The sequence below is a fragment of the Leptospira limi genome (genome assembly GCF_026151395.1).
In the GTDB taxonomy this organism is placed as follows: Bacteria; Spirochaetota; Leptospiria; order Leptospirales; family Leptospiraceae; genus Leptospira_A; species Leptospira_A limi.
Genome location: NZ_JAMQPV010000001.1, coordinates 1,605,577 through 1,623,581, shown reverse-complemented (window position 1 = coordinate 1,623,581; position 18,005 = coordinate 1,605,577). Strand labels below are relative to the sequence as shown.

Below are 18,005 nucleotides of genomic sequence, written 5' to 3'. Positions count from 1 at the left end.
ATGAAACGATTTTTGGTAATTTTCTCAATAGCCGTTTTATCTGTATTCTCAGCGGATCGGATTGCCACAACTCCGGTTTACAAAATTGCAATAGAGGCCTACCCTTCCACAGAAGAAAGTCGGGCTTTACGAGATTTTATCAAAGAACAAATCCAATCCACTGGGCGTGGGCAAATCATGGTTACCTTTCCATCAAGTGAAACAAAAACCTGGGAATTTGACAAACGGGGAGAAGCGACAACCGAAACAAAGGCCAATTTACAATCCTTGGCCCATGTTGAAAAATTGATTCTCGTTTCTCAGGAAGATGGACAAGCATTGGTTTCCTTTGTGGATGTTTTACACGAAACTTTGGAATACCGAAATGCCCTCCCTGAATCTTTATCCAAAACATTAGTGGCAGACTTTCTAAGTTACCTAGACAAAAAAAACATCTACCTTGCTCTCTCCCACACTGGATCAAGTACAACTTCCCAAGTCAAAATCAACTCACTCAAATCTAGTTATGTTGCAGGGGAACCAATTCGTTTTGAAATCGAAACTGCCGAAGACAATTATGTGTATGTTGTTCTAGTTCCTGAAAACCAAAAAGGGGAACCTGTGTTACTCTTTCCCAATCCCATCCAAAGTGATAACTTTGTGAAAAAGGGAGAAAGGATCACAATCCCTGACAAACGTATTTCATTCAAAGCGGCACCAACTCCTTCGAAAGATAGGATTAGAGCGTTTGTCACACGAGAGGAATGGAAAGAATACCAACTCCGTGGCAAAAAAGAAGATTCCTTCTACCGGTTATTACCACCAGCTGTCACTGGCACAAAAACATTAGCTCGTTCCCTCACACCACCACCAACCATCACATCACCGATCGAACAAAGTTTGGTGAATGAGTGGGAATACCAAATCTTATCTCGCTAAAATTCTTGCAAATTACCCTCATACCTTTTGTTATATAAGGTATGAGAAACTTTCGAAAACCACTCGTCACCATCTTACTCTTTAGTTCTCTCGTCTCTTGTTCACTCTTTCAAAAAGAGGACAACAAAGACAAAGATGCCATCAGTGCACTCTTGTTATCCCTTTGGGCTTATAACCAAGCGGCAGGTTGTTCCGGACCAAAGTCTGGTTTCACCATTTGTATTCCCAAAGGCATTGCGGATTAAGTGATGAAAAAGTTTATCTTCCTCCTACTCTTTTTAGGAATCAGTTTCCAGGTTTCAGACTACCATTACCAAACTCGCAAATCGGAAAAAACCCTGCTCTCTGAATTATTAGGGACTTCTATTCATCTTGGATTTGGTTCTGAAAAACTTTGGTCAGCCACAAGTGCAGATAACTGGGGTTTTGTGAGACAATCTGCCACCTGGGCAAGAGGGAATTCTGGAATCATTGATAACTTAATTTTGGCATTAAAGAATGCTGGTTATTTTAATAACCCAAGTGCCTCCCGTACGGATGTTCTCAGTAATGTCAACTTGAGTGGTTTTGGATCTGCTACTCTTACAATCAAAATCAACACTCCAACAGCTAACGTTGCCTCTACTGCATATGCAGGGAATAAAACCTTTAACCATTTTCTAGAAATCAAAAAAACGGGAGCGTCCACTCCTTCTTTACAACTCTTCTTTGATGACCCAAACACAACCTTGGGCAATGATGGAGCTCTCATTTACTACCGGTTAGTTGATTTTGGAAATCCTCAGTTTGCCAATGTAGGTGATGTGATCACCGAAAGTTATACGGGAAATGATTCTATTTATGGAACCAAATTCCAAACATATACGTGGCGGAATGGTCCAGAAAACTCCTCTTGGATTAGCAAACACGGGAGAGTGGTATTAACAGAGGTGGATTCAGGCAGGCAACTTTGTTTTCGTTCTGTTGTGCGTTTGAGTTTTACCAAATTAAAAGAGATCAATCCATCAAATGCAACTGCTCTCGACCAATTAAAAACAGCATGTGGAGGGAATGATCAAATTTATTATGTATTAGCGTATATGCAAAAATTTGATTCCCCTTTCCAAACAACTGCTAAAGCGAGTTTCACAACCAATGCGACACGTTATGAAACAATTTGTAACCTATCTGCTTCCTCATTTCCAGGAGCAAAACTTTCCTATGGTATTTTTAATATCAATGGGTATGTAACCGACCAATTGAATGCAAACCAAGTTCCTGCAGATTATCCGAGTCCAACCGTTGGTGGTTCCGATTTTATGTCTGTTGATGAAGCATTTAATAGAACGTATGTAGCCGCTGGTGCGAGTATTTCTGGCCAGACAACCTTGGGTGTAGTGAAACAATATGAAGAAACATCAAAAACATATCTAGATGCTTTTGATGGGTCTGCTCAAAATCTTACATTCAAATAAGGAAAAAAAGAAACTCTGGAACCATTGATTGGAATCTTTCGATTCGTAGATTCCAATCCTTAGGGAAGGGTTCCGATAACAATCATACGATTTATCTCATTTGAAAAAAATCGTGGAAGGTAGAGGAATCCTAGATTGTATCAGTTTTAATTCGTTCTAAACATTGCATTCGAAAGGATTGAACCTGTGAGTGCAATGAGTTCCACACGGACATAAGGATCCGATTCCAACATTTGGTAGGTAGCAGAACTCGTATCGGGACTCACTTGTAAGATTTCTCCCTTTTGTCCAATGAAACGAATTTCCAAATACCGTTCCTTCGAAGTCACCTGGATTTGGATTTTGTCATTCATTTGGATTTGAGGGACCATTGGATCACTCGCACCTTGGAAGAATTTTTTCACACAATAAAAAGAACCTGATTGTAATGCCTCTACAACAGAGGTTTGGTCTTTGGCACCGGCATTTGTGACAATGTAACGTAAAAAACTTTCCCCTTTCCTTCCTCGTTGTCCACCTAAGGTTTGGATCCAGTTTTTCCAAAATGGTTGGTCAAATTTTTGTACAATCGTTTCTGGGAAATAATGCAAGTCATCACTTGCCATACAGTGAACATTTTTACCAGAACTGAGAAGTGTATCTAATATTTTCGCATCATCGCCAAACGGAGAGTATACTTCTACCGCTTGGAATCCATCTAGAGCAGACATCTCTTCCTTGGAATACGAATCAAATAGTTTGGGATGCGGTAGGATTACATACCCACCTAACTTTTTCATACGATCCATAACCCAATTTAAGTTTTCTCTGGATGCATAGATAGGGAAATAATCATAAAATGCTTTTTGAATTCCAATCGCGAGTATATGACGTTTTTTCACATTCTGACCCCATTCCAATCCTCGGATATAGGATGGGTCTTCTGTATTTGAAACCTGTCCATAATCAGTGACTGCGATATTGGAAAAACCTTCCTTCGCATATTCCGCTTTGATTTCTTGAATTGTATGTCTCTCGGGAGTGAACCAAACTTCTTCAGAATGTGTATGTAGGGAAATTTTTTCACCTGTATTTCCATTCCAATGGGTGTATGGGTTTATGATCTTAGATCCAGAAAATGGTGCATCGGAATGTTGGGAAGATTTTCGAAGGAGTAGAACCACTGCAAGTTGGTAGAAGAAGAGAATCCCTAACATTGCCAAGGCAAACAAAGGGTAACGGTACTTCCAGAGGGAAGGCCTTGTGACTTTCGCTTCGATCTCAAGGACAGGACCTGGGATGTGCAGTAACATAGGAAAAGTGTATGAAATCTATTTTCCAATTTGATTCCAGTTTTGTTACAAAATGGATACAAAGGTTGTTTCAGAAATTTGGTTTTGACATGGGTGAGAGGGTTTTCCTTCTAGGAATGTGCAATTTTTCACTCCAAAACGAACCTTTTTCCTCTTATTTTTAGTTCTCTCCGTCTACTTGTTTTGGGGGAATTCTTCCCCTCTGATTGACCAAGATGAAGCAGCCTATGCGGGTTTTGCAAGGACCATGGCGGAAACGGGAGATTATCTCAATATGGATTTCCCCTATTCCGAACCTCATAGAAAACCACCTCTTCATTTTTGGATCACATCCTTTTTATTCCAAACATTTGGAACCAATGAATTTGTTCTAAGGTTATTTCCCACAATTTGTATTCTTGGCACAGCAGCATTAACTTACCACTTAGCATATGTTATGTTTAATAGCAGGACAGCTTTGTATGCATTTAGTATTTTGAGTTTTTCTCTCTATTTTCCACTCAATGGAAAAATCGCACTTGTAGATTCCTTATTGGTTTTTTTTGGAATGTTGGGATTTGTAAACCTTCATCATTTTATTAGGTCAGCAAAATGGATTTACGCTTTTCTATTTTGGTGTTCTGTAAGTATCGGTGTTCTCATCAAAGGACCACCTATCCTTATATTTTTAGGAGGGACTTGTTTTCTTTTACTCTTTTTTGCAAAAACAAGACCAATCATTTGGAAACTCCATCCTTGGATCGGATTACCTTTAGCCCTAGTTCCCATTTTTCTTTGGGGATACTATTCTTGGCAAAAAGATGGAGGGGTTCTCATACGATGGATGGTCGATTGGTACATCTTACGTAGAGCCACAAATCCAGTCTTTGGACAATCTGGACCACCTGGCACCTATTTGGTGTTATTTGTCATTACACTTTTCCCTTGGACAAGGGTTTATCTTTCTTTTTTAAAAGAAATGTTTTGGCGATTTGTGTCTCATTTGCATGCAAAGGAAATCAAGGATTCTATTTTTTCTTCCTTTCGCAATGGGATCCTTTTACCACTCTCTCCTCGCTCTTATTTAATGATTGGTCTCGTGTTCTCTTGGATCTTCTATGAGTTTCTTTCGAGTAAACTCCCCTCCTATCCTTTGGCTGCTTACCCCATCCTTTCCATCTTACTTGCCGAACAATTATCGAAAAAACACAATCAAATTTACTTATACAGGTTGTACTTAACAACTTCGATCGTTATGATGCTCTTGATTGGATTCTTTGTGTTACCAAAATTCAATGGAATGAGAACGGAAACTATAGTTTTAGCAGAAACCATCAAAGAGAGAATTCAAACAAATGAAACCTTATATTCGTATGGTGGACTTGGAATTCCCAGTTTTGCCTTTTATTTCCATAGACCTATAAAGGAAATTGATTGGAACGAATTCATGAAGGTAAGTGGAACCATTCTTATGACCGAATCAGATCGAATTCTCTTTGATTCCATGGGATTCAAAATGAAACAAATGGGACAACCCATCTCCCTTTATGCGTATGATCGAAACAAAACGCTAAAACTAGTATTGATGAAAAAAGAGCATTAGTCTAAAAATCTTTGTTTCAATTCGGGTGTTGGTACCATACAAGTTTCTGCTTTACCAAACCACTGGTACCGGTGTTTGGCGATAAACCGATAAAACAAATTGCGAAGTGTTCTTGGCACGACCCAAAACAAAACTCCCAATCTCCAAGGGAAATTCAATTCGTTTGTGATCCCAAGAATGGCATCTGATTCTAAGTAGAGTGTGCCTTCTTTCCAATACAGAATGCTATCGGGGAGAGAAATTCTAGCAGATTCGGGAATGAGTTCTAAAAATGTTTTGGACCCAATCGCGGAAAAAGAAAGGGATTCTCTATTGTTGTGTTTCAATAAAAATTGAACCGAACCCATACAAAGATGGCACACTCCATCAAAGAAAACAATTTTCCTTTTTTCCACTGGCAGACATTCCCCTTAACTCCAAACTGGGTGATAAGCATTCGAAATCGAGTCTAATTCCCAAGAGGTGCCGATGTTTCCAGAATTTCATTCCGACAATTTATTACAAAAAGAATCGACCATTTTAAAGAAAATGGAGTCGAACAAAGAATTCATCCAATCTCTTCTTAAAAAAAGTCCTCTCACTTTTCAAAATTTTCTGAAACCATACCAAAGGATACAAACAGAACTTGGAGATTTGGTTACTGAAGTCTCTCATATCAACTCCGTTAAAAATAACGAAGAAAGCCAAACAATCTACAGTCGATTGTTGCCGAAACTAAGTGAATATTATACTGACTTAGGACAAAATGAAGAAATCTATGCGGCCCTACTCAATATCCACTCCACTGACAAATCTCTGAACGAAGAACAGACAAAAGTTTTAGAAAATGAAATTCGAGATTTCCAATTGTCAGGAGTTCGACTCAATCCAACGACAAAGGAAGAACTGAAAAATATTCGTATCCAGTTATCAGATCTAACCAATCAATTTTCTCAAAATGTCTTAAACGCAACGAATGCCTTTGCTTTGTATTTAAAAGAAGAGGATGTAAAAGGAATTCCAGAAAGTGACAAAGTTTCAGCCAAACAAGAAGACGGAACTTATAAATTCACACTGCATTTTCCATCTTACATTGCTTATATGACCTATGGGGAAAACAGAAAGATCAGAAAAGAACTTTATGATGCATATTGCACAAGGGCGCCAGAAAACGGTTCACTCATCGAAACGATTTTAAATCTAAGAGACAAAGAAGCAAAACTACTTGGGTATGAAACATATGCACATTTGAGTTTGGCTACAAAAGTTGCGAACACTCCAGAAGAAGTGATTTCCTTTCTCGATCACTTAGCAGAAAAAGCGAAACCAATTGCAGAAAAAGAATACACTGAGATCAAAACTTTCGCCAAAAAAATGGGAGAATCCCAAATTGAACCTTGGGATCTCACATACTATTCAGAAAAATTGAAAAAAGAATCCTTTTCGTATGACGAAGAAATTTATAGACCATTTTTGGAAAAAGAAACCGTCATCCAAGGAACATTCCAATTTTTAGAACAACTACTTGGAGTTAGGTTCCAAGAAGTGAAAACGAATGTTTGGGAACCATCTGTCCTTTGTTATGACTTAATTGTGGAAGGGGAAACTCGTTCCAGGTTATATTTAGACTTGGAAGTGCGAAGTGATAAAAAAGGTGGGGCATGGATGCACAATTGGAAACCTCATTTCCAAGACGAATCTGGCAAAACAGAACTACCCATTGCCTTTGTCGTCGCTAGCTTTCCAAAAGCCACAACCACTCAACCAAGTTTACTCAGACCAAGTGATGTTGTGACATTATTCCATGAATTAGGCCATGCACTCCATCATTTACTCTCCAAAGTGAATGAAGCATTTGTGAGTGGAGTGAATGGTGTAGAATGGGATGCAGTCGAGTTTCCATCTCAATTTCTCGAAAACTTTGTCTATGAGCCAAAGGTATTACAACTGTTTGCGAAACATTACCAAACAAAAGAACCGATTCCCAATTCTTATATCGAGACGATGGTGAAAGCAAAGAACTTTATGTCTGCCATGGGAGTTGTGAGACAAATCGAATTTGCAAAATTTGATATGTTGGTTCATAAAGAAAAACCAACTGAAGCACGAGTACAAGAAATATTAAACCAAGTTAGAAAGGAAATTGCTGTTGTAATCCCTCCTTCCTATAATAAATTCCAAAACTCGTTCACTCATATCTTTGCTGGCGGTTATGCTGCTGGTTATTATTCCTATAAATGGGCGGAACTACTGTCAGCGAATGCATTTTATTCATTTGTAGATAAAGGTGTGTTTGATTTGGAACATGCTTCCCATTTCAGAAAAACTGTTTTGGAAAAAGGTGGTTCAGCAAATGCCATGAATCTTTTCCGTGATTTTTATGGAAAAGATCCAGACATCCAAGCGTTACTTCGATTGAACGGAATTGCTGCTTAAAGCCAAAATCGTTTTGGAAATTACCTCTTTCCCATCGGTTGACTTGATGAGTTTTCGAGTTTTCCGTTGGGAATCTAAAACATAAAGATACGTCGAATGATCAAAAGCCAATCCATCTTTTGTTTTTTCCACATAAGCTGCATATTGTTTTAACAAACGATTGGTAGTACTCGGATCAAAACTATAACCAATTGCATTGGGAATATAAAATTGAACATACTTCGTTGCGGTTTCTGTAGAATCTCTTTCTGGATCAATTGAAACAAATACAACACGGAAATTTTTCGTTTCCCGTTCAGAGAAATGTTCTGTCGCAGATTTGATTTTTGCTAGTGTATTCGGACAAAAATCAGGACAATATGTATAACCAAAAAAAACGAGTAAAACAGGCTCTCTAAAATTTTTAAAATTCACATTTGTTCCCGATTTATCCATAGCTTCAATATTCCCACCTATGGGAAGTTCTGTGAGCTCAATTGCCGACCCACATTGAAGAATATGAGTAAAAAGGAATATTGCAAAACTAAATGTTAAAATTTTCTTCATAACGATTTTTTCTCCACAAGGTGTTTTTGAACCAACCCATTTGAAAAATGAATTTGAATCAAAAGTTCACCACTTGATTTTTCTTTCTCATATAACATAAGGTGTGTGCCGTTTCGTTTAAGTTCAATAGATTCCTTTGGTTTCAATACGATTGGATAGTCTAGTTTTCTCATCCTCATGATCCCTTCTTTGTCCATATTCATCGTATGGAATTCTACAGTTTTGTATTGGTTACTCGAAACAGAAAGGATGGAAACATTAGAATCAGTTGGATTTTGGATGGTTCCATAAACAGCCGTTGTTTTTGCTACATCAGGTACTATGGGAGTCCAGAAAGTATGTTCTCCATTCGTTTTGTGACAGAAAATGAACAAATTGACTTGAATTAGAAACAGAATTCCTAAATTTGTAGTATTTACCTTTCGTAACAAGAGAACCTCGATGAGATTAATAATCAAATGGGTGACCGCAATCACTCTCATTCTTTCTTCCTTTCTAGTATCCACTTACAACTGGTCTACTGGTGAATACAATTATGATTCCACTCGAAAATTCGAAAATTTCGAAAGCTTTTACCAAAACGAACTCGAGATCAGTAAAAAAGAAAATACCAAACCAAATAATGAAGAATATTTAATCCGAGTTTCAGAAGAACCTACACCAATCGCAATTTTATACCTTCATGGATTTGGAGCAAGCCGTGGTGAAGGAGAAGAAGTCACAAACAAACTCAGTGAATACTTTGGTGCCAATACTTATTATGTACGTCTGCCTGGCCATGGCACCAATATCGAAGACCACCTCCATACTCCATTCCAAAAATACTTACAAGACGCAGAAGATAGTTTGATTTATTCAAAAGAATTAGGCCACAAAACAGTCGTTATTGGGACAAGTATGGGCGGAAACATTGCAACCTATTTGGCTGCAAAACACCCAGACTTAGTAGATAGTATGATCCTTGCGTCTCCTTTTTACGATTTTGATGATCCCACTGCTCACATCTTTCGATTTTATTGGGGAAAATCTTTCATCGATGCCATCAAAGGAGAAATTCGAATTTCAAAAACTGATCCAAAAGATGAATCCGCTAAGTATTGGTATTTGGACCAATATTATGGTGCAATTCAAAACATTCTGGATCTAAAACGATTTATGGATAAAGAAAATCCTTATCCTAAAGTGAGCACACCTACTCTTTTAATGTATTATTATAAATCCGAAAGGGAACATGATTTTGTTGCTTCCATAAAAGCAATGTTAGATGTATTCGACAAAATCCAAAAAGGGCCAAATGCCAATCCTAAAAACCGATTATTAAAAATTGAGGATGGGGCTCATGTACTTCTCTCCAAGTATGTAAAATCCGACAAAACACTGATCGAAAAGGAAATGATCCAATTCATCAAAGATACAACTGGGGCCGAAGAATTCAAAAAATCAAAGAAATCCAAACGATAACAAAATCGATTCGTATAATTCATCAACGGATATTGGTTTAGACCGAACCAATATCCCTTCTTTGGAAAGTTCTTCCGCGTCCAATCCATCCATATTTCCAGTATACAAAACTGCAGAAACATCAGGTGATACTTGTTTGATTTTACGAATCATTACTAAGCCACTCATTTCTCGTAAACGGTAATCTGATAAAATAAAATCGGGAATCTCCTCATTCAAATATTGAATCGCAGACGAAGAAGTTGAAAATACTTTGGGATTGATTTGTTTTTGAGATAAAACAAAGGAAATGGCTTCACTGGCAGCTTCGTCATCTTCCACGATCCAAATTTTTTTCTTCGAGATTTCAGACCAAACATCTTTAGGTTTTGGTTCAGAATTCATTTTGTATGGATTGTGGAGTGGAATAGACTCTTCCAATGGTAAGTAAATAAATACTTTTAAAGTCATGGGATCCGGTTTGTCTAAATAAAACTCACCTCCCCAATTCTTCACATAACGATTGATTAAATGGATTCCCGTCCATTGGAAATCCTCATCACGAAAATTTACCAAATCCAAAGTGGTTAATTCCGATAAACTGGGTAAGGACAATCCTGTAAATTCCAAGGAGATCAGTAACCTTACTTCATCCATGGGTTGTGTTTGGATTTGCACGAGTCCACGTTTCCTGTCATCCCAAACAAAAATACCACCAGAAGTTAATTCACATAGAATTTTAGAAAACTGAACAACATCAACTTTGGTAATTAATGGTGCTTTATAAAAATCGAATTGTGCCTCTACGTTTTTAGGTAATCCAGCAACAAGTAATGGAATGGTTGACTCTACAACTGATGATATATCAATTTTGGAAACAGAATGTTCGTTTTTTGTTTTAGAATAATGAATGATTCGATGGATCATAGAACGAGCGTTATCGGCACCCATTCGAATCTTTTCTAAATAATCTAAAATTTGACTTTGATCAAATTTCCCTAATGTAATTTGTTCTTTTCCGAGTTGGGAAAAGACATGGATTGGCTGTAAGTAATTATTGAGGTCATGTGCAATATTGGTAGCAAGACTTCCAATGGTTTCCATTTTTTGGGAGTGTAACTGATACGATTCTAATTGTTTTTTTTCAGTAACATCATCCAAAAACACATAATAAAAATCTGGTTTTCCTTGTGAATTTCGGAAGGCACTAATTCGTCGGTAAACATTGATTCGTCGGCCATCCTTTCGAGTGAGCCTAGATTCTTCTGCACCTTCTTTGAAAAAACTAAAGTATTCCATTTCTTCGTCTGAAATGGATTCCCCTTTGATCCTTCGAATATTAAGATCCGTTAGGTTTTGAAAACTATATCCTGTGATTTCAGTAAATCTTGGATTAATTCGGAAATAACCACCCTCCCAGTCTTGTAATGCCATGCCCACCGATGCGTTTTCAAAGAGGCCTAGGAAAAATTGGATTTGTTCTACGATATTGATTTCATTTGTTTTTTCATTTGTGACGTCTCGCACAAACACAAGATCTAGAACTGAATCCATTCCAGGAATGTTCACTTTTCTTTTTTCAAACTGAAACCAGCGAACAAGCGTTTCATTCGGCATCTGGAACCGGTAATCTCCTACGATTTGTTCGCGATCATTTCGTTTGTTTGGAGATAAGATCTGTTCTAAAAATGCTTCTTTGTCATCCTTAAATACCCAAGCAAGTAAATCAGATTCCAAACAATCTTTGCCGGGTTTTTGGCATCCTAAATTGTCCTTAAAAAAATCATTGGAAAATAAAATTTGGCCGGATTTGGGATCAGTGAGATACACACCCCCAGAAAATAGGTTTGGCAAGACCTTAAAGAATTCTATCATTCCGCTTGCTTCCAGATTCGTTTGCATAACTCTTGCCTTAAGAGGGAAATATGCCATCCAATCCGTTTTCTTTTCAAGCACCTATTGCTTTTTTTAATTTAGGACCATGGGAGATTGCACTCATCGTTTTTTTAGCCTTACTTTTTTTTGGTGGAAAACGATTGCCAAGCCTTGCCAAAGACTTGGGTTCTGGGATCAAAGAATTTAGAAAGTCACTCACTGGCCAAGACGAAGAACCTACCCAAACGAGTTTTCCTGTGGAAGAACCAAAACAGACGTCACAGTCCAACACAAAATCCACTAAAAAGAAAAAAGCTTAATCCCACCATTGGCTGACAAAAAAAGAACCGCACTGCCACTGCCGGAAGATTCGGAAACCAGGGAAAAATATATGTCCCTGGGTGACCATTTAGAAGAACTCCGGCAAAGACTCATTTATTCAATTTTAGTTGTTTCTGTTTTTATGATAGGAACTTTGTATTTTGGAAGTGAGATCCATAGTATTCTCATCCAACCTTACAAATCGGTACTTGGGCCTGATGCTCATTTTTTCCAGATCCAACTGATGGCTCCGTTTCTCATTTATTTGAAAACGTCCTTTATTTTGTCGGTTCTTGTCTCCCTTCCTTTTTTACTCTACATCCTATGGGGGTTCATTGCTCCCGCGGTCAACCCAAGGACAGAAAAATGGGGAAAATTCATCATTCTATTTTCTACCTTACTCTTTTGGTCTGGCCTTGCTCTTTGTTGGTTTACTGTCTTCGAAAATTTTTTGCGAGTGTTCCTTGTTGTCTTAAGGCCAGATGGAGTGGATCCTTACCTTCCCATCGATGAGTACTATGATTTGTTTTTTAACTTACATCTAGTCTTTGGGGCATCCTTTCAATTACCAATCGTTCTCATTTTACTCGGTCGTATCGGAATCCTTTCTTCAAGGTTTCTGATTTCCCGATGGAGGGAAGCAGTGCTTATCATTGCGGTTGTTTCAGCGGTATTATCACCAGGCCCCGATGTTTTTTCCATGCTCATGTTACTCTTACCACTTAGTTTTTTATTCTTTTTATCTGCTATTTTAATGAGAGTATTGGAAGCCACTGATTCAAAATGAGTTACCGTGTTAAACTACCCATTTTACTGGGCATCATCAGTTTTTTGTTTTTTTTCATTCATTTTTTATTTGCTGAATTCACATTCACACATTGGCAAAATCCAAAAGGTGAAAATACTCTTAACTTCAATTTAGTTGGGATTTATAGTTCTTTTCTTTTGGCATTGTGTATTAGTTTTATCGTATATTATTTTCTTGGATTTTTATACCAATACATCCTCCATATAATTTTTCATATCCAAGATAGTGAAAACCAAATCCCTAAAGACATACGTAATTTAAATCGAAACTCTGATGAGTATAAAATTTATAAATCCGTCATGTTCACACTCTTACAAGGGGAAGAGGGACTTGGAGAGGAACAATTTGAAAATAAATTTGATTGGAAAACAATCCAAGCAACTTCCTTAAACAAACAAATTCCTGATATTAAAATTCCAAATTCACCAGGTTTTGACGTAGCCGTCTTCCCGTCAGTGATGCGTTATGCGGGTGCTGATTACATTCGGATTGTTCGAGCAAAAGATGGACTCTTTGGTATCATAGCAGGCCACATGGAACCTGGGATTTTAGAATCCTCAGAAAAAATATTCATCCATGGAATCGTATCATCCTTTGGAGATGGGCTTTTCTCTACAGAAGAATTATTAGAAAAACTAAAATTTGCCCTCCACCAATTTGCATTCCTAAAGTTAAAACTCTCAGCCTTTGTGATCCAAAACAAGGATGATAAAATGTCTTTTTTGCATTACATGGATATGCCCATCTTCCAATTTTCTGATCATGGCATCCAAGTGATTGAAGGAAGTGGAGATGACCATTGGTATCCCAATCACAAACATCCAATCTCAATAGCCGACGGGATCGAAGTGGGAGATTATTTAGTTTGGGCGAGTGACAGAACTCTCACTCAATTTGGTCTCACATCGTTTGAAATCATGGAAGAATTTGTGGACTACTTACTTGACCTGAGGCCCAGTTCTTCGAGACAAATGTTACTCGCCATTGCGAAAAAAATGAGTGCCCTTGGAAGGGAACGAAACCTAACAAACCCGATGGAAAAACTTTCGATTTTAGTGGTTCGGCGAAATAAGTAAACGGATTGTATGACGGAGTAAGTCGAGTTTCCCCCAATTCCCGTGCCCTGGCACAACCACTTCCGCATCTGGATACCGAGAGAGAACTCGTTTCACAGAGGATTCCCATTCCACCACATTGGCATCTTTCAGATTCCCCAAGTCTTCCGCTTCGAGAGCTTTCACAAGGCAACCTCCAAAGAGGATATGAGTGTCTGGAAGCCATACCACTATATTGTCAGGAGAATGCCCTGGCCCTGGGTAAAACACTTCGACCGAACCATTTCCTAAAGAAAATCGAGTTTGGATGTCAAGGATGGGACTTGGGATTCCATATCCATTTTCCTTGGCTAATTTGGCTGTCAATTGGGTGCTATAAACAGGGATTTTTCTTTTTTGAAAGGAAGAAACTCCCGCCATACGGTCGTCATGTGCATGGGTCACGATGACGAAAACAATTTGTTTTTGAAACTTTGTCTGGATGGATTGGATCAGTTCTTCTGTTTGTGGTTCGGTCCAAGGAGTGTCGATCACAACCACACCCTTATTTGTCAAAACCACAAGTCCGTTGGATGGATACGTTTTCCCTTGGAAACTGCCAAAACTTTTGTGGATCCAAACCGATTCTTTGATTTTGATCCATTCAATCGAAGAGTCGATTGGGTTTGTAGTTGGATTCGGTGGGTAGGAGGGAAACTCTTTTGCCGTATGGCATTGGGCAAACCAAATACCAAACGACAAGTATAGAACTAAAAGGGAAACGTTAGTTCGCATGAACAAACAGAATTTATGCGATCTTTTCGATATCACCTTTTAAAATCGTAATGGGTGCTTCTTTTTTGAGAACGGTTTCGTCAGTAACTACCACTTCCAAAACATCCTTACGTGAAGGAATTTGGAACATGAGTTCCATCATGATCTCTTCTACAATGGCACGAAGTCCTCTCGCACCACTTTCCCGTTTGATTGCGGTTTGGGCAATCGCTTCGATCGCGGACTCTGTGAACTTGAGTTTTACATTCTCGATATCAAACATCTTTTGGTATTGTTTGAGAAGGGAATTTTTTGGTTCTGTAAAAATAGATTTCAAACTTTCGATCGTTAACTCATCGAGAGTGGCAATGATAGGAAGTCGTCCTATAAATTCTGGGATCAGACCAAATTTCATCAAATCATCAGGGATTACATGGTGTACTACTGATTCCCCTTCTTCGATTTTCCTTCCTTTGTCGTTTACCACTTCGTTGGAATGGAAACCAATGGATTTGACACCAACTCGTTGTTTGATGATGTCAGTGAGACCGACAAAGGCTCCCCCACAAATGAAGAGGATGTTTTTGGTTTCGACTGGGATGTATTCCTGGTGAGGGTGTTTACGTCCGCCTTGTGGTGGCACATTGGCAACAGTTCCCTCAATGATTTTGAGAAGAGCTTGTTGGACCCCTTCCCCACTCACATCACGTGTGATGGAGGCAGAGTCGGACTTACGAGAAATTTTATCAATTTCGTCAATGTAGATGATTCCCATCTCAGCACGTTTCACATCATTGTCAGCATTTTGGATGAGTTTGAGGATGATGTTTTCCACATCTTCCCCCACATACCCGGCTTCCGTGAGGGCTGTTGCATCCACAATCGCAAACGGAACTTTAAGAATCCTAGCGAGTGTTTGTGCGAGTAAAGTTTTTCCTGAACCTGTAGGTCCAATGAGCATGATATTGGATTTTTCCAATTCCACATCTCCCGCCTTACGTTCGTTATGGAAGATTCGTTTGTAGTGATTGTAAACGGCAACAGACAAAGCTTTTTTGGCTTGTTCTTGTCCAATCACATACTGGTCTAAGATTTTTTTGATTTCAGTAGGTTTAGGGATGTCTCCCACAATTGCAGTTTTTTCACCACTTTGAGGTTCTTCTGCGATGATTTCGTTACACAAGGAAATACATTCATCGCAGATATAAACACCAGGACCTGCGACAAGCCTTCTTACTTCGTCTTGGGCCTTTCCGCAGAAAGAACAATGTAATTTTTCTCTGGAATTACCCGTTTGGCTTGCACGTTTGGTCATGGAGACGCCCCCTTAGGCTTGTGGCATTTGTTTGCGTTCTTGGATCACGTTGTCAATGATGCCGTATTCTTTGGCTTCATCTGCACTCATAAAGAAATTTCTTTCGGTGTCTTTGCGGATTTGGTCAGCAGACTTTCCTGTGTGTTTACCATAAAGATCGATGAGTTTGTCCTTGATCTTGATGATTTCTTTCGCAGAGATCTCAATATCAGAAGCTTGTCCACCTGCTCCACCATACGGTTGGTGTAACATAATACGTGAATTCGGAAGGGCAGAACGTTTTCCCTTTGCTCCACCAGCAAGTAAAAGAGCCGCCATAGAAGATGCCTGTCCAATACAAAGGGTCCGCACCTCTGGTTTGATCAGTTGCATTGTGTCATAAATCGCAAGACCAGAACTCACATAACCACCAGGGCTATTGATGTAGAGATAAATATCTCTGTCTGGGTTTTCCGCTTCTAAAAACAATAGTTGAGCGGAAATCACATTCGCATAGGTTTCGTCGATGGCAGAACCTAAAAATATAATCCGATCTTTTAATAACCGTGAAAAAATGTCGTATTGGCGTTCGCCACGGCTTGTTTGTTCAATGACATAAGGCATCAGTGTGGACATAGTTTACTCTTCTTTCCCGCTAAGAATTTTCTCAGCTTCTTCCGTTGAAATTGCTTTTGGCGATTTTTTCTCTACTTCAGCGTAAACAAACTCGTCAATTTTATCAAACAGGAATTTGTCACGGTAGTAGGTTTCCGCCTTCTGTTTTTGGACTTCTTTTTTGAGAGTTTCGGCAGGAATTCCTTGGGCAGACGCCTCTTTTTCGTAACCTGCCTCAACTTCCTCGTCAGAAATGACAATTTTATAGTCATCAGCGATTTTTTGCTTCAAAATGTAAGTTTGGATGCGTTTTTCCGCTGCTTTGGAGAAAGATTCCCTTACTTCTTTTTCTTCTTTTCCTAGGCGTTTTGCATAGTCGGAAAGAGAAGTGACAGGAAGGCCAAATTCACGCATGAAGTTTTTGAAAACAGTTTCTGTTTCTTCATAAATGAGGGATTCTGGGATGATGAATTTGGATTCTTTGATGATTTCGTTGTAAGCATCATCTGTTGCACGTTTTGTGAGTGCATTTCCAAAAATCTCAACTAGTTGTTTTTTGGTTTTTTCTTTTAACTCTTGTAAGTTGGCAGAACCATCCACTTCAGAAGCAAAATCATCATTGATTTCAGGGTAAGTTACCTTGTAAATCGCAGTCACTGTTACTGTGTAGATGATTGATTTTCCAGCAGACTCAGGAGATGCAGGGTATACATCTGGGTATGTGAATGTGAACTCTTTTGTTTCATTGAGTTTCATTCCAAGGAGATTGTTCTCAAACCCTGGAGGGTTTTGGGGAGCACCCATTTGGAATTTTCCCGTTTGGTTGGCATCTGGGTATTCTTTTCCAGTTTCCTTAAACTTATAATTGATTTCTAGTAAGTCGGATGCCTCAACTGGTTCGCCTTCTTCTTTCAAAGAATTACGAGCCATGTTTTTTTGGATTCCTTCCAATTCTTTTTGGATGTCTGCATCCGAAATTTTAATTTCTTTTGGTTGGATTTTGATTTTCTTTAACTTTGGTAAGGTGACTTCCGGTTTTGTATCGTAAGTGGCTTTTGCCTTTGCACCAGTATTTTTATCAAACGTTTCCATTTGGAATTGTGGCAAACGGATTGGTTTGTGTTCCAATTTGTCAAAGAGGTCTGCCATTGCTTGGTTTAACATGATGTTGGCAGCATCGTCCATCACGGTGTCACCTAGGACTTTTTCCACCATATTCAGGGGAGCTTTTCCTGGTCGAAACCCAGGGATTTTTACTTTTTCAGCTGCATTTTTGTAAGCCTGTGAGTAGGCGGTGCGGACTTCTTCAGCGCTAAATTGAATGCTGAGGTCACAAGTTGCGTTGTTATTTTTTTTAGCCGTAAATTCCATCGTATTATATCCAGTGTAAAAAAAGAGAGTGTAGTGGAAAGAAAAAGAAGAAGACCTTCATTAGCGGGAAACGGGACTTGAACCCGCGACCCTCTCCTTGGCAAGGAGATGCTCTACCGCTGAGCTATTCCCGCAGAAGGTTTGTGAAACCATCATTTGGAACCTAATCAAATCGGCAAGGAAAAAAGTGGAAAAGCATGAATGGAAATCCATCCCAATGGGGTATGGAATTGAATCTATTTTCGGTGGTAGGGGTTCCATCTGAA

General features: G+C 38.8%; 18 protein-coding genes and 1 tRNA gene. 9 read left to right on the top strand and 10 right to left on the bottom strand.

The window, feature by feature from the left end; genetic code table 11:
* Genes ND812_RS07525 through ND812_RS07515 form a run of 3 tightly spaced genes read left to right on the top strand, consistent with a single transcriptional unit; the run spans position 1 to position 2,372 of the window.
* On the top strand, positions 1 to 918 hold the full coding sequence (locus ND812_RS07525) for a DUF4384 domain-containing protein (protein WP_265374942.1): 918 nt from the start codon (positions 1 to 3) through the stop codon (positions 916 to 918).
* Between the two features lie 41 nt (positions 919 to 959).
* Entirely contained in the window at positions 960 to 1,163 is a 204-nt protein-coding gene (locus tag ND812_RS07520) for a hypothetical protein (RefSeq protein ID WP_265374941.1), read from the top strand.
* Positions 1,164 to 1,166: 3 nt separating this feature from the next.
* Positions 1,167 to 2,372: an LIC_12337 family protein gene (locus tag ND812_RS07515; RefSeq protein WP_265374940.1), complete on the top strand. Its 1,206-nt coding sequence runs from the start codon at positions 1,167 to 1,169 to the stop codon at positions 2,370 to 2,372.
* A gap of 146 nt (positions 2,373 to 2,518) precedes the next feature.
* On the opposite strand, the gene ND812_RS07510 is transcribed toward ND812_RS07515, so the two are convergent.
* A complete protein-coding gene (locus ND812_RS07510; protein ID WP_265374939.1) occupies positions 2,519 to 3,664 on the bottom strand; it encodes a phosphoesterase in 1,146 nt (381 codons plus the stop codon).
* A gap of 118 nt (positions 3,665 to 3,782) precedes the next feature.
* Here ND812_RS07510 and ND812_RS07505 point away from each other — a divergent pair, with 118 nt between their 5' ends.
* A complete protein-coding gene (locus tag ND812_RS07505) occupies positions 3,783 to 5,246 on the top strand; it encodes an ArnT family glycosyltransferase (protein ID WP_265374938.1) in 1,464 nt (487 codons plus the stop codon).
* Here ND812_RS07505 and ND812_RS07500 read toward each other — a convergent pair.
* The gene (locus ND812_RS07500; RefSeq protein WP_322113684.1) at positions 5,243 to 5,647 is read right to left on the bottom strand and encodes a thiol-disulfide oxidoreductase DCC family protein; all 405 of its coding nucleotides are present in this window, start codon (positions 5,645 to 5,647) and stop codon (positions 5,243 to 5,245) included. The genes ND812_RS07505 and ND812_RS07500 overlap by 4 nt on opposite strands.
* 67 nt (positions 5,648 to 5,714) lie before the next feature.
* On the opposite strand from ND812_RS07500, the gene ND812_RS07495 reads away from it, so the two are divergent.
* Positions 5,715 to 7,661: a M3 family metallopeptidase gene (locus tag ND812_RS07495; RefSeq protein WP_265374936.1), complete on the top strand. Its 1,947-nt coding sequence runs from the start codon at positions 5,715 to 5,717 to the stop codon at positions 7,659 to 7,661.
* Here ND812_RS07495 and ND812_RS07490 read toward each other — a convergent pair.
* Positions 7,632 to 8,207, bottom strand: a complete 576-nt coding sequence (locus ND812_RS07490) for an SCO family protein (protein WP_265374935.1) — start codon at positions 8,205 to 8,207, stop codon at positions 7,632 to 7,634. The genes ND812_RS07495 and ND812_RS07490 overlap by 30 nt on opposite strands.
* A complete protein-coding gene (locus ND812_RS07485) occupies positions 8,204 to 8,689 on the bottom strand; it encodes a copper chaperone PCu(A)C (protein ID WP_265374934.1) in 486 nt (161 codons plus the stop codon). Before ND812_RS07485 ends, ND812_RS07490 begins: the two co-directional genes overlap by 4 nt.
* Here ND812_RS07485 and ND812_RS07480 point away from each other — a divergent pair.
* Entirely contained in the window at positions 8,649 to 9,668 is a 1,020-nt protein-coding gene (locus ND812_RS07480) for an alpha/beta hydrolase (RefSeq protein WP_265374933.1), read from the top strand. The genes ND812_RS07485 and ND812_RS07480 overlap by 41 nt on opposite strands.
* Here the strand turns inward: ND812_RS07480 and ND812_RS07475 are convergent.
* Complete coding sequence (locus ND812_RS07475; protein WP_265374932.1) at positions 9,648 to 11,549, bottom strand: hybrid sensor histidine kinase/response regulator; 1,902 nt, start codon at positions 11,547 to 11,549, stop codon at positions 9,648 to 9,650. The two genes, ND812_RS07480 and ND812_RS07475, sit on opposite strands and share 21 nt — an antisense overlap.
* A 23-nt stretch (positions 11,550 to 11,572) precedes the next feature.
* Between ND812_RS07475 and ND812_RS07470 the strand changes: the two genes are divergently transcribed.
* From ND812_RS07470 to rktP, 3 genes are all read left to right on the top strand, one after another.
* Complete coding sequence (locus tag ND812_RS07470) at positions 11,573 to 11,842, top strand: Sec-independent protein translocase subunit TatA/TatB (protein ID WP_135639214.1); 270 nt, start codon at positions 11,573 to 11,575, stop codon at positions 11,840 to 11,842.
* 71 nt (positions 11,843 to 11,913) lie between these two features.
* Entirely contained in the window at positions 11,914 to 12,630 is a 717-nt protein-coding gene (gene tatC, locus ND812_RS07465; RefSeq protein ID WP_100716440.1) for a twin-arginine translocase subunit TatC, read from the top strand.
* Complete coding sequence (gene rktP / locus ND812_RS07460; protein WP_135639215.1) at positions 12,627 to 13,727, top strand: Arg-Lys translocation region protein phosphatase RktP; 1,101 nt, start codon at positions 12,627 to 12,629, stop codon at positions 13,725 to 13,727. The genes tatC and rktP overlap by 4 nt, the downstream gene beginning before the upstream one ends.
* Here the strand turns inward: rktP and bla are convergent.
* From bla to ND812_RS07435, 5 genes are all read right to left on the bottom strand, one after another.
* Positions 13,704 to 14,480, bottom strand: coding sequence for a subclass B1 metallo-beta-lactamase (gene bla / locus ND812_RS07455; protein WP_265374931.1), 777 nt, complete (start codon positions 14,478 to 14,480; stop codon positions 13,704 to 13,706). The two genes, rktP and bla, sit on opposite strands and share 24 nt — an antisense overlap.
* A gap of 13 nt (positions 14,481 to 14,493) precedes the next feature.
* Entirely contained in the window at positions 14,494 to 15,774 is a 1,281-nt protein-coding gene (gene clpX / locus ND812_RS07450) for an ATP-dependent Clp protease ATP-binding subunit ClpX (RefSeq protein ID WP_100716413.1), read from the bottom strand.
* A 12-nt stretch (positions 15,775 to 15,786) separates the two neighbouring features.
* Positions 15,787 to 16,389, bottom strand: a complete 603-nt coding sequence (gene clpP / locus ND812_RS07445; protein ID WP_100716412.1) for an ATP-dependent Clp endopeptidase proteolytic subunit ClpP — start codon at positions 16,387 to 16,389, stop codon at positions 15,787 to 15,789.
* Between the two features lie 3 nt (positions 16,390 to 16,392).
* The gene (gene tig / locus ND812_RS07440) at positions 16,393 to 17,739 is read right to left on the bottom strand and encodes a trigger factor (RefSeq protein WP_265374930.1); all 1,347 of its coding nucleotides are present in this window, start codon (positions 17,737 to 17,739) and stop codon (positions 16,393 to 16,395) included.
* Between the two features lie 62 nt (positions 17,740 to 17,801).
* A tRNA-Gly gene (locus tag ND812_RS07435) sits at positions 17,802 to 17,873 on the bottom strand.
* Positions 17,874 to 18,005 lie beyond the last annotated feature (132 nt).

Coding starts and splice junctions, on each gene's coding strand:
- ND812_RS07525 (WP_265374942.1), top strand. CDS start 1: ATGAAACGATTTTTGGTAATTTTCTCAATAGCCGTTTTATCTGTATTC.
- ND812_RS07510 (WP_265374939.1), bottom strand. CDS start 3,664: ATGTTACTGCACATCCCAGGTCCTGTCCTTGAGATCGAAGCGAAAGTC.
- ND812_RS07470 (WP_135639214.1), top strand. CDS start 11,573: ATGCCATCCAATCCGTTTTCTTTTCAAGCACCTATTGCTTTTTTTAAT.
- ND812_RS07480 (WP_265374933.1), top strand. CDS start 8,649: ATGAGATTAATAATCAAATGGGTGACCGCAATCACTCTCATTCTTTCT.
- tatC (WP_100716440.1), top strand. CDS start 11,914: ATGTCCCTGGGTGACCATTTAGAAGAACTCCGGCAAAGACTCATTTAT.
- ND812_RS07495 (WP_265374936.1), top strand. CDS start 5,715: ATGTTTCCAGAATTTCATTCCGACAATTTATTACAAAAAGAATCGACC.
- clpP (WP_100716412.1), bottom strand. CDS start 16,389: ATGTCCACACTGATGCCTTATGTCATTGAACAAACAAGCCGTGGCGAA.
- tig (WP_265374930.1), bottom strand. CDS start 17,739: ATGGAATTTACGGCTAAAAAAAATAACAACGCAACTTGTGACCTCAGC.
- ND812_RS07490 (WP_265374935.1), bottom strand. CDS start 8,207: ATGAAGAAAATTTTAACATTTAGTTTTGCAATATTCCTTTTTACTCAT.
- clpX (WP_100716413.1), bottom strand. CDS start 15,774: ATGACCAAACGTGCAAGCCAAACGGGTAATTCCAGAGAAAAATTACAT.
- ND812_RS07515 (WP_265374940.1), top strand. CDS start 1,167: ATGAAAAAGTTTATCTTCCTCCTACTCTTTTTAGGAATCAGTTTCCAG.
- ND812_RS07475 (WP_265374932.1), bottom strand. CDS start 11,549: ATGCAAACGAATCTGGAAGCAAGCGGAATGATAGAATTCTTTAAGGTC.
- rktP (WP_135639215.1), top strand. CDS start 12,627: ATGAGTTACCGTGTTAAACTACCCATTTTACTGGGCATCATCAGTTTT.
- ND812_RS07485 (WP_265374934.1), bottom strand. CDS start 8,689: ATGAGAGTGATTGCGGTCACCCATTTGATTATTAATCTCATCGAGGTT.
- ND812_RS07520 (WP_265374941.1), top strand. CDS start 960: ATGAGAAACTTTCGAAAACCACTCGTCACCATCTTACTCTTTAGTTCT.
- bla (WP_265374931.1), bottom strand. CDS start 14,480: ATGCGAACTAACGTTTCCCTTTTAGTTCTATACTTGTCGTTTGGTATT.